General features: G+C 54.9%; 15 protein-coding genes. 6 read left to right on the top strand and 9 right to left on the bottom strand.

From position 1 onward, the window contains the following. Positions 1-5 precede the first annotated feature (5 nt). From lepA to rseD, 6 genes are all read right to left on the bottom strand, one after another. A complete protein-coding gene (gene lepA / locus ACWKXN_RS05515; RefSeq protein ID WP_032659499.1) occupies positions 6-1805 on the bottom strand; it encodes a translation elongation factor 4 in 1800 nt (599 codons plus the stop codon). Between the two features lie 185 nt (positions 1806-1990). Then, positions 1991-2467 (bottom strand): SoxR-reducing system protein RseC, encoded by a 477-nt coding sequence (rseC, locus tag ACWKXN_RS05510; protein ID WP_023308850.1) that lies wholly within the window; start codon positions 2465-2467, stop codon positions 1991-1993. Next, complete coding sequence (gene rseB / locus ACWKXN_RS05505; RefSeq protein WP_033146239.1) at positions 2464-3417, bottom strand: sigma-E factor regulatory protein RseB; 954 nt, start codon at positions 3415-3417, stop codon at positions 2464-2466. Before rseB ends, rseC begins: the two co-directional genes overlap by 4 nt. Beyond that, positions 3417-4067 (bottom strand): anti-sigma-E factor RseA, encoded by a 651-nt coding sequence (rseA, locus tag ACWKXN_RS05500; RefSeq protein ID WP_008502186.1) that lies wholly within the window; start codon positions 4065-4067, stop codon positions 3417-3419. Before rseA ends, rseB begins: the two co-directional genes overlap by 1 nt. Before the next feature lie 31 nt (positions 4068-4098). Beyond that, positions 4099-4674: an RNA polymerase sigma factor RpoE gene (gene rpoE / locus ACWKXN_RS05495; protein WP_006176728.1), complete on the bottom strand. Its 576-nt coding sequence runs from the start codon at positions 4672-4674 to the stop codon at positions 4099-4101. Beyond that, a complete protein-coding gene (rseD, locus tag ACWKXN_RS05490; protein WP_223862639.1) occupies positions 4671-4757 on the bottom strand; it encodes a rpoE leader peptide RseD in 87 nt (28 codons plus the stop codon). The genes rpoE and rseD overlap by 4 nt, the downstream gene beginning before the upstream one ends. A gap of 340 nt (positions 4758-5097) precedes the next feature. Between rseD and nadB the strand changes: the two genes are divergently transcribed. Then, positions 5098-6717 (top strand): L-aspartate oxidase, encoded by a 1620-nt coding sequence (gene nadB / locus ACWKXN_RS05485; RefSeq protein ID WP_087823116.1) that lies wholly within the window; start codon positions 5098-5100, stop codon positions 6715-6717. Here the strand turns inward: nadB and trmN are convergent. Continuing rightward, positions 6702-7439 (bottom strand): tRNA(1)(Val) (adenine(37)-N(6))-methyltransferase TrmN, encoded by a 738-nt coding sequence (trmN, locus tag ACWKXN_RS05480; RefSeq protein ID WP_454543448.1) that lies wholly within the window; start codon positions 7437-7439, stop codon positions 6702-6704. The two genes, nadB and trmN, sit on opposite strands and share 16 nt — an antisense overlap. Before the next feature lie 132 nt (positions 7440-7571). On the opposite strand from trmN, the gene srmB reads away from it, so the two are divergent. Beyond that, positions 7572-8900, top strand: a complete 1329-nt coding sequence (gene srmB / locus ACWKXN_RS05475; RefSeq protein WP_023308854.1) for an ATP-dependent RNA helicase SrmB — start codon at positions 7572-7574, stop codon at positions 8898-8900. 48 nt (positions 8901-8948) lie between these two features. Here srmB and grcA read toward each other — a convergent pair whose 3' ends face one another. After that, on the bottom strand, positions 8949-9332 hold the full coding sequence (grcA, locus tag ACWKXN_RS05470) for an autonomous glycyl radical cofactor GrcA (protein ID WP_029741127.1): 384 nt from the start codon (positions 9330-9332) through the stop codon (positions 8949-8951). A 314-nt stretch (positions 9333-9646) separates the two neighbouring features. On the opposite strand from grcA, the gene ung reads away from it, so the two are divergent. Next, a complete protein-coding gene (gene ung, locus ACWKXN_RS05465) occupies positions 9647-10336 on the top strand; it encodes a uracil-DNA glycosylase (RefSeq protein ID WP_023308856.1) in 690 nt (229 codons plus the stop codon). A 48-nt stretch (positions 10337-10384) separates the two neighbouring features. Here the strand turns inward: ung and ACWKXN_RS05460 are convergent, their stop codons facing one another. Continuing rightward, positions 10385-11515, bottom strand: a complete 1131-nt coding sequence (locus ACWKXN_RS05460) for a tRNA/rRNA methyltransferase (RefSeq protein WP_029741125.1) — start codon at positions 11513-11515, stop codon at positions 10385-10387. Positions 11516-11719: 204 nt separating this feature from the next. Between ACWKXN_RS05460 and trxC the strand changes: the two genes are divergently transcribed. The 3 genes from trxC to ACWKXN_RS05445 form a co-directional block, all read left to right on the top strand. Continuing rightward, entirely contained in the window at positions 11720-12139 is a 420-nt protein-coding gene (trxC, locus tag ACWKXN_RS05455; RefSeq protein ID WP_023308858.1) for a thioredoxin TrxC, read from the top strand. Between the two features lie 69 nt (positions 12140-12208). Further along, entirely contained in the window at positions 12209-12907 is a 699-nt protein-coding gene (locus tag ACWKXN_RS05450) for a tRNA-uridine aminocarboxypropyltransferase (RefSeq protein WP_039263763.1), read from the top strand. Positions 12908-12942: 35 nt separating this feature from the next. After that, the coding region (locus ACWKXN_RS05445) for a CoA-binding protein (RefSeq protein WP_454543447.1) at positions 12943-13579 on the top strand (637 nt) is incomplete at its 3' end.

Genomic DNA, 13579 nt, shown 5'->3' with positions numbered 1-13579 from the left:
TAGGGTTATTTGCCGTCTTTACCAACATGAAGGATGGCAAGGAATGCTTCCTGCGGCAGCTCGACGTTACCGACCTGCTTCATACGCTTCTTACCTTCTTTCTGCTTCTGCAGCAGCTTTTTCTTACGGCTGACGTCACCGCCATAGCACTTCGCCAGAACGTTTTTACGCAGCTGTTTCACGGTTGAACGCGCGATAATGTGGTTGCCAATCGCCGCCTGAATCGCGATATCGAACTGCTGACGCGGGATCAGATCTTTCATCTTCTCAACCAGCTCGCGACCGCGGTACGGCGCATTGTCGTTGTGGGTGATCAGCGCCAGCGCATCCACGCGCTCGCCGTTGATCAGCACGTCCACACGCACCATGTTGGAGGCCTGGAAGCGTTTGAAGTTGTAATCCAGTGACGCATAGCCACGGGAGGTCGACTTCAGACGGTCGAAGAAGTCGAGTACCACTTCCGCCATCGGGATTTCATAGGTCAGCGCCACCTGGTTACCGTGGTAAACCATGTTGGTCTGCACGCCACGCTTCTCAATACACAGCGTAATGACGTTCCCCAGGAATTCCTGCGGCAGCAGCATGTGACACTCTGCGATAGGCTCACGCAGCTCCTGAATGTTGTTCAGAGGCGGCAGCTTGGACGGGCTATCGACGTAGATCACTTCTTTCGAGGTGGTTTCAACTTCATAGACTACGGTCGGCGCCGTGGTGATCAGATCCAGATCGTATTCGCGCTCCAGACGCTCCTGAATGATCTCCATGTGCAGCAGACCAAGGAAGCCACAGCGGAAGCCGAAGCCCAGCGCCGTTGAACTTTCTGGCTCGTAGAACAGGGAAGCATCGTTCAGGCTCAGTTTACCGAGCGCGTCACGGAAGTTTTCGTAGTCGTCAGAGCTGACCGGGAACAGACCCGCGTAAACCTGCGGTTTCACCTTTTTAAAGCCTGGCAGCGCTTTATCTGCCGGGTTACGTGCACCGGTCAGGGTATCGCCCACCGGCGCGCCGAGGATGTCTTTAATGGCGCAGACCAGCCAGCCTACCTCGCCGCATCTCAGCTCGGTACGGTCAACCTGTTTTGGCGTGAAGATGCCCAGACGGTCTGCGTTGTAGACCTGTCCGGTACTCATTACCTTGATTTTGTCGCCTTTACGCATGGTGCCGTTTTTAATACGCACCAGAGAGACAACGCCCAGATAGTTATCGAACCAGGAGTCGATAATCAGCGCCTGCAGCGGGCCATCCGGATCGCCTTCCGGGGCCGGAATGTCACGTACCAGGCGTTCCAGCACGTCGGTCACGCCCACACCGGTTTTCGCGGAGCAGCGCACGGCATCGGTCGCGTCAATGCCGACAATATCTTCAATCTCTTCCGCTACGCGTTCAGGGTCGGCGGCTGGCAGGTCGATCTTGTTCAGAACCGGCACAACTTCGAGATCCATTTCCATCGCGGTGTAGCAGTTTGCCAGGGTCTGGGCTTCAACGCCCTGCCCGGCATCCACCACCAGCAGCGCGCCTTCACAGGCTGCGAGCGAGCGTGAAACCTCATAGGAGAAGTCAACGTGGCCTGGGGTGTCGATAAAGTTCAGTTGATAGGTTTCACCATCAGCCGCTTTATAATCAAGCGTAACGCTCTGCGCTTTAATAGTGATACCGCGTTCGCGTTCCAGGTCCATGGAGTCCAGAACCTGGGCTTCCATTTCACGATCAGACAGGCCACCGCAAATCTGGATAATACGGTCAGACAGCGTCGACTTACCGTGGTCAATGTGAGCAATGATCGAAAAGTTACGTATGTTCTTCATATAGTTAAATAATTATGCCTTACGAATTCCTGGAGGCCGCTGTTCTTAGCCTGACGTTTTTCAGTGCGAAAACGCAGCATTCTACACTACATCCTCGCTACCTGGAAATGCACTTAGAAGCAGGTATAGCGTGAAGAAAGGCCGTTTTCTGTTTTAGGGTGTAAAAAATGATAAAGCCCGATGGATCACCGGGCCTCAGAAGAGAGCGTTTCAACACGAAGCTGGTCTGGTGCCAGCCCAACGCTGAGAATGACAGGCTGCCACTCCTCGCGTGCGGCGAGCGTCGGAGAGAGGCCTTTGGCAAGCCAGAATCCCCCTACGCCACCCAATGCAGCACCGCACATAGCGGCCACATCGGTACCAAACAGCATCTGAAACAGGCCGCCCATGATAAACAGGCCGACCAGCGGAGAGAGATACACCAGCATAGCGGAGCTGAGCAGGCTGCCTTCCGCGATGCCCAGTTCCACCTTCTGCCCCGCCATCAGCGGCTGTTCGCTTGGCACAGAAATCGTGTGCGATGTTTGTGGCCCGAGCTTATTCAACACGCGGCTGCCGCAGCCGGCGCGTGATGCGCAGCTATTACATGAGGCTTTAACATCGCAGCTCACCAGCGCAATGCCGTTTTGCCAGGAGACAACCGTCGCCCACTCTTTGATCATTGTGCAGCCCTGAATTTAATGCTGTCGGAGATGCGCTTCGCCGTCTGCGGAGGGAGTTCTCCCACAATGGTGATCTCTGCGTTATCGCGTACCGTTGTACTCACCGTACGGCGCCCGGTACGCAGCATTTGTTCAGCGCTGTTTGCCGTTGCGCGATTAATATTCACCGAGAAGCTGAACAAACCATCCGAATAGAGGCGCGATTCTACCGGCGTTTCAATCGTTGGCAGCTGACGACGGCTGCTGGACACTTCGCTAAACCCTTGCGGGATCCAGGCAGGTACCCAGTTGAAATTAACGGAATCCCCGGCAGGAACAGAAAGCAGCGGTGGCAGGCTGGCCTTAGCCAGATTCTGCATGCTGTTGCCAACCTGATTGTTCACGCTGAAGGAGATAACCCGGAACTGTTCCAGCGTTTCACCGTCACGGTCGAGCAGGTCAACACGCATGGGGAGTTTGGTTTCGGCATCAATCCAGACGATATAGCTGTAGCGCGTTCCGTCCCGGGCAACAACGCGAATTACCTCGCACAGTCTGTCCGCGATGCGGGTACGCCCTACTGAAATAAAATCGTAGTAAGGGGCAAGCCGTTTGAAGTCGGTGTAAATGAGTGACGGCAGGGAATCAACGATATAGTCGCCATTCAGCGTGAAAGGCTCCAGGCCTGGCTCGAAATAGCTGATTTCATTACCACGTTGGACCACTTCCCGACGCGGGCCATCCATCTGTAAAAGCTGGGCGAGCGGCTGCTTATCAAGACGGGCATGACGATAGCGTAACGACTCGACGCCCTGCTTATTGATGCTGATAAATGCCAACTCATAATTGAGTGACTGGCTGGCCAGATTCATTTGCTGCAACAACGCCCCGGATGAAACATCAGCCGAGGCGTTGGCAGAGAAGAACAGGCTACCCGCCATCAGAGACATGGCGAACCAAAGTTGCTTCATTACTGCGATTGCGTTCCTAAAGTTTGGTTTCCGGGCACCTGCACAGCAGCTTGCTGTGTCTGCGCCTGCTCAAACTGAAGCTGTTCAGAGTGCAGACGACGCTGCAACTCGTAATCCTGCAACATCGCATTAATGCGACGGCGCTGCTCCTGAACCTGCTGTTGCTGACCGCCGCTGGCGGATGCATCAGCCGGTACGCCCAGGCTTACCGGGCTGGCTTTGCCCATCATCGGCAGTGTGTTAAACACTGGCGCTTCTGGCTGCTGATTAGTTTCAGACTGAGTATTATAGTGCTGGACGCCAACAATAACTGCAAGCGATACGCATGCAGCCACACCCATTTGGGTAAGCTGGCTGGCCCACGGACGCACCTTTTGCCAGAACGGCATTTTCTGCCATTGGTGAGGCGCGGGTTGAGCTTCAGGAATCAGCGGAGTGGTCTGATGAACAGGCTCATTCTCAATCGCCGCCATGACGCGGGCTGAGATATCGAAATGGAGAACCTCGCCGGTGTCACCGCGAAGGGTGTCACGGATGAGATGGTAACTCTCCCAGGTCTCTTGCATTTCGGGTGAATGAGACAGCTCGTTGAGCAGCTCACTATCCACCGTTTCACCATCCATTAAAGCGGAAAGTTTTTCTTTCTGCATGCCTAATACCTTTTCCAGTATCCCGCTATCGTCAACGCCTGATAAGCGGTTGAACTTTATTATCAATAGCTTCTCGCGCACGGAAAATTCGTGAACGTACCGTGCCGACCGGACAATCCATGATAGCGGCTATCTCTTCATAGCTCAGACCATCCAGCTCCCGTAACGTAATTGCCATACGTAAATCTTCCGGGAGCGACTCGATCGTGCGAAAAACGATTTGTCTCAGTTCTTCTGACAACATTAAGTTCTCAGGGTTCGAAATTTCTTTCAATGCGCCGCCGCTTTCAAAGTTTTCGGCGTCGATTGCGTCCACATCACTTGAAGGCGGACGACGGCCCTGAGCGACCAGATAATTCTTTGCCGTATTGACCGCAATACGGTACAGCCAGGTATAAAAAGCACTATCTCCCCGGAAAGAATCCAGCGCGCGATAGGCCTTAATAAAAGACTCTTGCACCACATCAGGCACATCGCCTGACGGTACATAGCGGGAAACCAGGCTCGCCACCTTATGCTGGTAGCGGACCACCAGTAGGTTAAAGGCTTTCTGATCTCCCTTCTGGACCCGTTCAACCAGGACCTGGTCCGTTAACTGCTCGCTCATCCGAGGTAATGTCTCCCCAAACCTAAATTCCACGCGTTATCGAAACGCCACTCTAAAAATACCGCACTCTGAGCAAGCACCATTTAGAGTGTCTGATCTTCAATAAGTTCCGTAACGCCTTTGTTTTTGTTCATCGCGCCGCAGACCGTTTATTTTCTCTCATTATAAGTCTGTTCACGATACGCACCACTTTATGACAAGAAACATCTTTTTCCCGCCAGAAGAGTAACGCAACACAGGCTTTATTTCACCACAAAATCTGACGCTAACGATCTGCTTCGCAAAATAATTTCACTCATTTACCCTCCGTTTACCTCCGCTTACGCGTTTAGCCATTGCGACAGCCTCTAAAAAAATACGTGCGATATATCGCATTCAGGTGCTATTCTGACCCAACACTGTTTAGTAAATTAAACAACAATCATGAACACAACACCTGAACTCCATTGTGATGTACTGATCATCGGCAGCGGCGCTGCCGGTCTCTCTCTGGCGCTGCGCCTGGCCGAGCATCAAAACGTTATCGTTCTGAGTAAAGGACCGATAAGTGAAGGTTCCACGTTTTATGCCCAGGGCGGCATTGCCGCCGTGTTTGATGAGACAGACAGCATTGCATCCCATGTCGAGGATACGCTCATTGCCGGAGCAGGGATCGTGGATGCACACGCCGCAGAGTTTGTCGCCAGCAATGCCCGGCACTGCGTTCAGTGGCTCATCGACCAGGGCGTCTTATTCGATACTCAGGTTCAACCCAACGGTGAAGAGAGCTACCACCTGACTCGCGAAGGCGGCCATAGTCACCGCCGCATCCTGCACGCAGCGGATGCCACCGGAAAAGAAGTGGAAACCACGCTGGTCAGTAAAGCGCTGAACCATCCTAATATTCGGGTTCTCGAGCGAAGCAATGCCGTTGACCTGATTATCTCTGACAAGATTGGCCTGCCCGGCACGCGTCGCGTGGTGGGCGCCTGGGTCTGGAACCGAAATAAAGAGAAGGTGGAGACCTGCCGGGCGAAGGCTGTGGTACTGGCGACGGGCGGCGCCTCCAAGGTGTATCAGTACACCACGAACCCTGACATTGCCTCCGGAGACGGAATCGCTATGGCCTGGCGCGCTGGCTGCCGGGTGGCGAACCTCGAGTTTAATCAGTTTCACCCCACCGCCCTGTTCCACCCTCAGGCACGTAACTTCCTGCTGACGGAAGCCCTGCGCGGTGAAGGCGCTTATCTGAAACGCCCTGATGGCTCCCGCTTTATGCCCGACTTTGACGCCCGGGGTGAACTTGCCCCGCGTGACATCGTTGCCCGCGCCATCGATCATGAAATGAAGCGCCTTGGCGTAGACTGCATGTATCTCGATATCAGCCATAAGCCAGCAGAGTTCATTCGCCAGCATTTCCCGATGATTTATGAAAAGCTGCTCAATCTTGGCATTGATTTAACGCGCGACCCGGTGCCCATTGTGCCAGCGGCCCACTATACCTGCGGTGGCGTAATGGTTGACGATCATGGACGTACTGACGTAGACGGTCTGTATGCTATCGGTGAGGTCAGCTATACCGGACTTCACGGCGCGAACCGTATGGCCTCTAACTCGCTGCTTGAGTGTCTGGTGTACGGCTGGTCAGCGGCGGAAGACATAACGAAGCGCATGCCTTACGCCCGCGAGACAGAGCAGTTGCCAGCCTGGGATGAAAGCCGGGTGGATAACCCGGACGAGCTGGTCGTGATCCAGCACAACTGGCATGAGCTACGGCTGTTTATGTGGGACTACGTGGGGATTGTGCGCACCACGAAACGCCTGGAACGCGCCTTGCGCCGCATCACCATGCTGCAGCAGGAAATTGATGAGTATTATGCCAATTTCCGCGTATCCAATAACCTGCTGGAGCTGCGCAATCTGGTGCAGGTGGCCGAGCTGATTGTTCGCTGCGCGATGATGCGTAAAGAGAGCCGCGGGCTGCACTATACCCTGGACTACCCAGATCAGCTTGCTGAGTCCGGCCCGTCGATACTCGCCCCGCAGGTTTACATAAACAGATAAAATGCCTGGGTCAGGGCCGTGTAATCTTCGGAATAACGCTGGTCTGGCCCACGGATCACCATCCGGTCATTAAAGCATTCACCCTCTTTTGGCGAGAGCGCCAGCAGCACGCGGTGCGGCAGTCGTCCTTCCGTATCCGAAATATCGGTACGCAGACGTAACGTCCAGCCGATCTCCAGCGCGATACTGATAAACGTGTTGCCGGTACTCTCTGGCAGGACCACACAGAAAAAACCCTCTTCGGAGACGAGTTCTGCCGCGCTGGTGAGCAGCGCTTTATGATCGAGGGAGCCGGTATAACGCGCCTGTTCACGCTCGGGTGTCCCGCACTCAACGCCGGGCTCGTAGTAGGGAGGGTTGCTGACGATCAGATCGTAACGCGCGGTTTGTTCAAGCGCCCAGGCGAGCACATCTGCGCATTCCACCTTCATTCGGGCTGCCCAGGGGGATTCGGCCATATTGTCACTCGCCTGCTCTGCGGCCTGCGTGTCCAGTTCGACGGCATCAATGATGACATGTTCTTCCGTACGCTGCGCCAGCATCAGCGCCACCAGCCCGCTGCCGGTACCGATATCAAGAATACGCTTAACACCTGCGACAGGCGCCCACGCTCCCAGTAAAATACCGTCTGTACCGACCTTCATGGCACAGCGATCGTGCGCGACAAAAAATTGTTTAAACGTAAAACCATCGCGGCGCAGCTGCGCTTTGAGTTGAGACATGTCAGGGCAACCTTCTAAGTGAAACTGGAGTAGCATAGGGGAAAGCGAAGTGGCCGAAAAGCGATATCCATACAAACAGATGAAGATTACAGCCGTAACGTCTATAATCAGCGCCCCACACAGAGGTAGAACATGACTGTAACGACTTTTTCCGAACTTGAACTCGATGAAAGCCTGCTCAATGCACTTGAGAGCAAAGGCTTTACACGCCCGACCGCCATTCAGGCAGCGGCCATTCCGCCTGCGCTTGAGGGCCGCGATGTGCTCGGTTCTGCGCCAACCGGCACGGGGAAGACAGCAGCCTATTTGCTGCCTGTGTTGCAGCATCTGCTCGACTTTCCGCGTAAAAAATCTGGCCCGCCGCGTATTTTAATCCTGACGCCTACGCGCGAACTGGCAATGCAGGTTGCCGATCACGCGCGTGAACTCGCGGCAAATACTCATCTGGATATCGCCACCATCACCGGCGGCGTTGCGTACATGAACCACGCCGAAGTGTTCAGCGAAAACCAGGACATCGTCGTTGCGACGACGGGCCGCCTGCTGCAGTACATTAAAGAAGAGAACTTCGACTGCCGCGCGGTTGAAACGCTGATCCTCGACGAAGCCGACCGCATGCTGGACATGGGCTTCGCACAGGATATCGAGCACATTGCAGGGGAAACGCGCTGGCGTAACCAGACGATGCTGTTCTCTGCCACCCTCGAAGGGGAAGCGATCAAAGACTTCGCAGAGCGTCTGCTGGAAGATCCGGTGGAAGTCTCGGCGACGCCGTCCACCCGTGAGCGTAAGAAGATCCACCAGTGGTACTACCGCGCGGACAACCTTGAGCACAAGGTCGAATTGCTGAAACACCTGCTGAAGCAGGAAGATGCTCTGCGCACAATAGTATTTGTGCGTAAGCGCGAGCGCGTGCACGAGCTGGCTGAGATGCTGCGTAACGCCGGGATCAACAACTGTTATCTTGAAGGCGAGATGGCGCAGATCAAGCGTACCGAAGGCATTAAGCGCCTGACCGATGGCCGCGTTAACGTGCTGGTTGCAACTGACGTTGCCGCTCGCGGGATCGACATCCCGGACGTCAGCCACGTCATTAACTTCGATATGCCGCGCAGCGGAGATACCTACCTGCACCGCATTGGCCGTACCGGCCGCGCGGGCCGCAAAGGGATTGCGATTTCACTGGTCGAAGCGCATGACTACCTGCTGCTGCAGAAAATTGGCCGCTATGTTGATGAGCCGCTGAAAGCGCGCGTTATTGACGAACTCCGCCCGACCACGCGTGCGCCGAGTGAAAAGATGACGGGTAAACCGTCCAAGAAAGCGCTCGCAAAACGTGCTGAGAGAAAAGAGAAAGAAAAAGAGAAACCGCGCGTGAAGCAGCGCCACCGCGATACCAAAAACATTGGTAAGCGCCGTAAGCCAAGCTCTGCCGCACCAGAGACGAAAACTGAAGAGTAAAAAAAGCCGGGGAAATCCCCGGCTTTTTTATTCCCCCTGCTGAAGCCGTTACAGGCTTTCAGTAAAGGTACGTGCGATAACGTCGCGCTGCTGTTCTGGAGTCAGTGAGTTAAAGCGAACCGCATAGCCAGACACGCGGATGGTCAGCTGTGGATATTTTTCTGGATGCTCAACGGCATCCATCAGCGTTTCGCGGCGCAGCACGTTAACGTTCAGGTGCTGACCCCCTTCCACGCGCACTTCCGGCTGCACTTCCATAGGAACTTCACGGTATTCGATTTCGCCCAATTTGTTTACCGGTACGATTTCATCTTCAGCAAAACCCGCTTTCGCAACGACGCAGCGCGCTTCGTTCTTCTCGCTGTCCAGCAGCCAGAAAGAATTGAGCAGATCGTCATTTGCAGCTTTAGTAATCTGGATACCTGTAATCATGTGTTGCCTCCCTTAGGCTACATTAACTCGTGTCGGCCTCTCGCGGCCAATTGGTAAAACCATTGTTTCTTGTGTGTATATATAACATTCAAACCCCGGCGATTTATTGATTTAAATCAACAAAAACACCAACCACATAAAGAGTGTGGTTTGAATTTATTGTTTTAGATCAATTTAACAACCTTACCAATTCAACTTACCCTGTATCTTTTCAAAATAATTTTAGCCACTTAGCACGTATTTCAGCGCGTAATTTTGCTCACCGGGGTGAAACAGGTAAGCTAGTCAGAGATTGAGATTCGCAGGAGAGCGAGATGACGACACCTTTAACCTGGCATGACGTGCTGGCAGAAGAAAAGCAGCAGCCTTATTTTATCAATACGCTCAGCACCGTTGCCGCTGAGCGTCAGTCCGGACAGACGATTTACCCGCCGCAGAAAGACGTGTTTAACGCCTTTCGCTACACCGAACTGAGCGATGTGAAAGTGGTCATTCTGGGCCAGGATCCCTATCACGGCCCCGGGCAGGCGCATGGGCTGGCGTTTTCCGTTCGTCCGGGCGTGGCTATCCCCCCTTCTCTGCTCAACATGTATAAAGAGCTTGAAGCAACCGTGCCCGGTTTTACCCGGCCAAACCACGGTTACCTGGAAAGCTGGGCGCGCCAGGGCGTGCTGTTGCTGAATACGGTGCTTACCGTACGGGCGGGTCAGGCGCACTCGCACGCCAGTCTGGGCTGGGAGACGTTTACCGATAAAGTCATCAGCCTGATCAACGAGCATCGTGAAGGGGTGGTGTTTTTACTCTGGGGTTCTCACGCGCAGAAGAAAGGGGCGATTATCGATCGTCAGCGTCATCACGTGCTCAAGGCACCGCACCCGTCACCGCTGTCTGCACATCGCGGTTTCTTTGGCAGTAATCATTTTGTTCTGGCGAATGAATGGCTGGAAAAACGTGGCGAAAAGCCGATTGACTGGATGCCTGTATTACCGGCAGAGAGCGAGTAGTTAGAGTTTGTATGCCCGGCTCACCGGGCATACAAAAAGCATAATGGCTTATGCCTTGTTCTGACGCCACCATTCGGCCAGCAGTACGCCGGTCGCAACGGATACGTTCAGACTTTCCACATTGCCTGTTCCGTCGATAGAGACGCTCAGATCCGCACTGGAGAGCGCCGCGTCAGACAGACCATCACGTTCCTGACCTAATACCAGCACCATTTTGCGCGGCAACGTCGCTTTAAACAGCGGCGTACCGGCATGGCTTGAGGTGGTCACGATGGAATAACCCGCTTTACGGAACTGCTCGAGGGCGTCCAGAACGCTGTCGCCGGTGATCGGCTGTACGTGCTCGGCTCCGCCTTCCGCAGTACGGATCGCGGCACCGGATTCCAGCAGCGCGGCATCCTGCAACAGCACGCCTTTCACGCCAAAGTGCGCGCAGCTACGCATCATTGCGCCCAGGTTGTGCGGGTTGCCCACATCTTCCAGGGCCAGCACGCAGTCATCGGCATCCGCCTGGCTGACCCACTGCTGCACGGTCGTGCCGTTACGCTTTTTGATCAGGAAGCAGACGCCGCCGTGGTGTTCAGTGCCGGACGCTTTGGTCAGCTCGGCATCATCAACCACGTGGTAGGCTTTACGGTTCGCGGCCATCCAGCGCAGCGCTTCTTTGAAGCGCGGGGTCACGCTCTGGATAAACCAGGCGCGGACGATACACTCAGGACGGCTCAGGAACAGCGCCTGGCAGGCGTTCTCGCCATACACGCGGGTCTCTTCCGCACGCTGACGGCGCAGCACTTCCGGGTCGATAAAGCTTTTACCGCTGATACCGCCGTGATCGGCTTTTTCCGGCGTCTCATCGCCAGGGGCGCGAGAAACGGTGCGCCAAGGTGAGGCGTTATCACGTGAGAAGTCATCACGCGGACGATCGTCGCGTGGACGGTCACTGCGTGGGCGGTCGGAACGCGGACGGTCATCGCGTTTGCGATCGTCACGTTTGCGGTCATCACCGCGGTTATTTCTGTCATCGCGGGCGGGGCGACGGCCACCGTCTGCACGAGAAGACGCCGGACGCCCGCCACCTTTTCCGGTACGCGGATTTTGGGTGCGTTTATCAGAGTCATCATCACTGCGGACATACATCACTTTGACCTTGCCGCTTTTGTTTTTCATTTCGTCGTTCATGCTTTTCTCCACCAGCGCTGCGCGAAGCGCGCAGATTACCCGATGTGCCAGCGCATAGCCATAATTTCGTACAAAAGCCTGTGACTATTGTTCTCATTGAATAAAACGCATTGTTGTTTCAAACAGGCTCATTGATAATATGTAACATATTAGAAACATTATCGGCGTTGTGCCGCTGTCCCATGGCTCTATCAGAGGTTAGTTATGAATACCGTATGTGCCAACTGTCAGGCTCTTAATCGCATTCCGGACGATCGGATGGAAGATGGTGCGAAATGCGGACGTTGTGGCCATGAATTATTTGATGGCGATGTCATTAACGCGACGGGTGCTACGCTGGACAAACTCCTCAAGGACGATCTTCCTGTCGTGATCGATTTCTGGGCGCCATGGTGCGGCCCTTGCCGTAGCTTCGCGCCGATTTTCGAAGATGTGGCCGAAGAGCGCAGCGGAAAAATGCGGTTCGTTAAGGTCAATACCGAAGCCGAACCCGAACTGAGCGCACGTTTTCGTATTCGCAGCATCCCGACCATTATGATTTTCAAAAATGGCGAAGTGATCGATATGCTCAACGGTGCGGTTCCAAAAGCACCTTTTGAAAGCTGGTTAAACGAGTCGCTGTAACATTCACGGGGCACGTCTTGTGCCCCGCTCCCGCCTCTGCGAAAATAGCGTTTTTCCTGCATTTCGCCCATGACTGATAACGCCGTTCTTAAATTACGCGCCGAACGCCTTGCGCGCGCCACCCGACCGTTCCTCGCACGAGGCAACCGTATTCGCCGCTGTCAGCGCTGCCTGCTGCCGCTGAAGGTTTGTCTGTGCGAGACGCTGGCACCGAGTACGGCACAGAGCCGTTTTTGTCTGGTCATGTTCGATACCGAGCCGATGAAACCCAGCAATACGGGGCGTCTTATCGCCGATATTCTGCCGGATACCGCCGCGTTTCAGTGGTCCCGTACAGAGCCGCCTCAGGCCCTGCTCGATTTAGTGGCCAGCCCCGACTACCAGCCGATGGTCGTCTTCCCCGCGTCATATGCAGGTGTGGATCGCCAGGTGCTTTCAGCGCCGCCATCCGGTAAACCACCGCTGTTTATCATGCTGGACGGTACCTGGACCGAAGCGCGAAAAATGTTTCGCAAAAGCCCGTATCTCGACGCGCTGCCGGTGATTTCTGTCGATCTTTCCCGCGTCTCCGCCTACCGCCTGCGTGAAGCGCATGCTGACGGGCAATACTGCACCGCCGAAGTGGCGATTGCGCTTCTGGATTTAGCGGGAGATACCGCTGCGGCTGGTGCCCTGGGCAACCATTTCTCATGCTTCCGGGAGCGCTATCTGGCGGGAAAAACCGTTCATAAGGGCAGCGTCACAGCGCCCGAGCCAGAAAGCGTTTAAAATCATCAGGTCGCTTGCATTCACAGGAGGCCTGCATGAGCCAGCGAGGGTTAGAAGCGCTACTTCGTCCTAAATCCATTGCCGTTATCGGCGCATCAATGAAACCGGATCGTGCTGGCTATCTGATGATGCGCAATCTGCTGGCCGGGGGATTTAACGGCCCCGTCATGCCCGTCACGCCGTCTTATAAGGCCGTTCAGGGGGTACTTGCATGGCCTGATGTACAAAGCCTGCCCTTCGTGCCGGATCTTGCCGTACTTTGTACAAACGCGAAGCGCAACCCGGAACTGCTGGAATCACTCGGCAAGAAAGGATGTAAAACCTGCATTATTCTTTCGTCCCCGCCTGAACAGAAAGCCGAGCTTCTGGCCTGCGCCAGCCGCTATCAAATGCGCATTCTTGGGCCAAACAGTCTGGGCCTGCTCGCCCCCTGGCAGGGGCTGAATGCCAGTTTCTCCCCGGTCCCGATCCGCAAAGGCAAACTGGCGTTTATCTCGCAGTCGGCTGCGGTATCGAACACCATCCTCGACTGGGCGCAGCAGCGTGAAATGGGATTCTCCTACTTCATTGCCCTGGGCGACAGCCTGGATATCGACGTTGATGAGCTGCTGGATTTTCTGGCGCGTGACGGCAAAACCAGCGCGATCCTGCTTTATCTTGAGCACCTCAGCG

Source organism: Enterobacter sp. UPMP2060 (assembly GCF_053709655.1).
This window is presented reverse-complemented; position numbering and strand designations above follow the sequence as displayed.

Bases quoted from the DNA above. Each gene is read 5' to 3' on its own strand.
- lepA (WP_032659499.1), bottom strand. From the start codon at position 1,805: ATGAAGAACATACGTAACTTTTCGATCATTGCTCACATTGACCACGGT.
- rseC (WP_023308850.1), bottom strand. From the start codon at position 2,467: ATGATCAAAGAGTGGGCGACGGTTGTCTCCTGGCAAAACGGCATTGCG.
- rseB (WP_033146239.1), bottom strand. From the start codon at position 3,417: ATGAAGCAACTTTGGTTCGCCATGTCTCTGATGGCGGGTAGCCTGTTC.
- rseA (WP_008502186.1), bottom strand. From the start codon at position 4,067: ATGCAGAAAGAAAAACTTTCCGCTTTAATGGATGGTGAAACGGTGGAT.
- rpoE (WP_006176728.1), bottom strand. From the start codon at position 4,674: ATGAGCGAGCAGTTAACGGACCAGGTCCTGGTTGAACGGGTCCAGAAG.
- rseD (WP_223862639.1), bottom strand. From the start codon at position 4,757: ATGGTGCTTGCTCAGAGTGCGGTATTTTTAGAGTGGCGTTTCGATAAC.
- nadB (WP_087823116.1), top strand. From the start codon at position 5,098: ATGAACACAACACCTGAACTCCATTGTGATGTACTGATCATCGGCAGC.
- trmN (WP_454543448.1), bottom strand. From the start codon at position 7,439: ATGTCTCAACTCAAAGCGCAGCTGCGCCGCGATGGTTTTACGTTTAAA.
- srmB (WP_023308854.1), top strand. From the start codon at position 7,572: ATGACTGTAACGACTTTTTCCGAACTTGAACTCGATGAAAGCCTGCTC.
- grcA (WP_029741127.1), bottom strand. From the start codon at position 9,332: ATGATTACAGGTATCCAGATTACTAAAGCTGCAAATGACGATCTGCTC.
- ung (WP_023308856.1), top strand. From the start codon at position 9,647: ATGACGACACCTTTAACCTGGCATGACGTGCTGGCAGAAGAAAAGCAG.
- ACWKXN_RS05460 (WP_029741125.1), bottom strand. From the start codon at position 11,515: ATGAACGACGAAATGAAAAACAAAAGCGGCAAGGTCAAAGTGATGTAT.
- trxC (WP_023308858.1), top strand. From the start codon at position 11,720: ATGAATACCGTATGTGCCAACTGTCAGGCTCTTAATCGCATTCCGGAC.
- ACWKXN_RS05450 (WP_039263763.1), top strand. From the start codon at position 12,209: ATGACTGATAACGCCGTTCTTAAATTACGCGCCGAACGCCTTGCGCGC.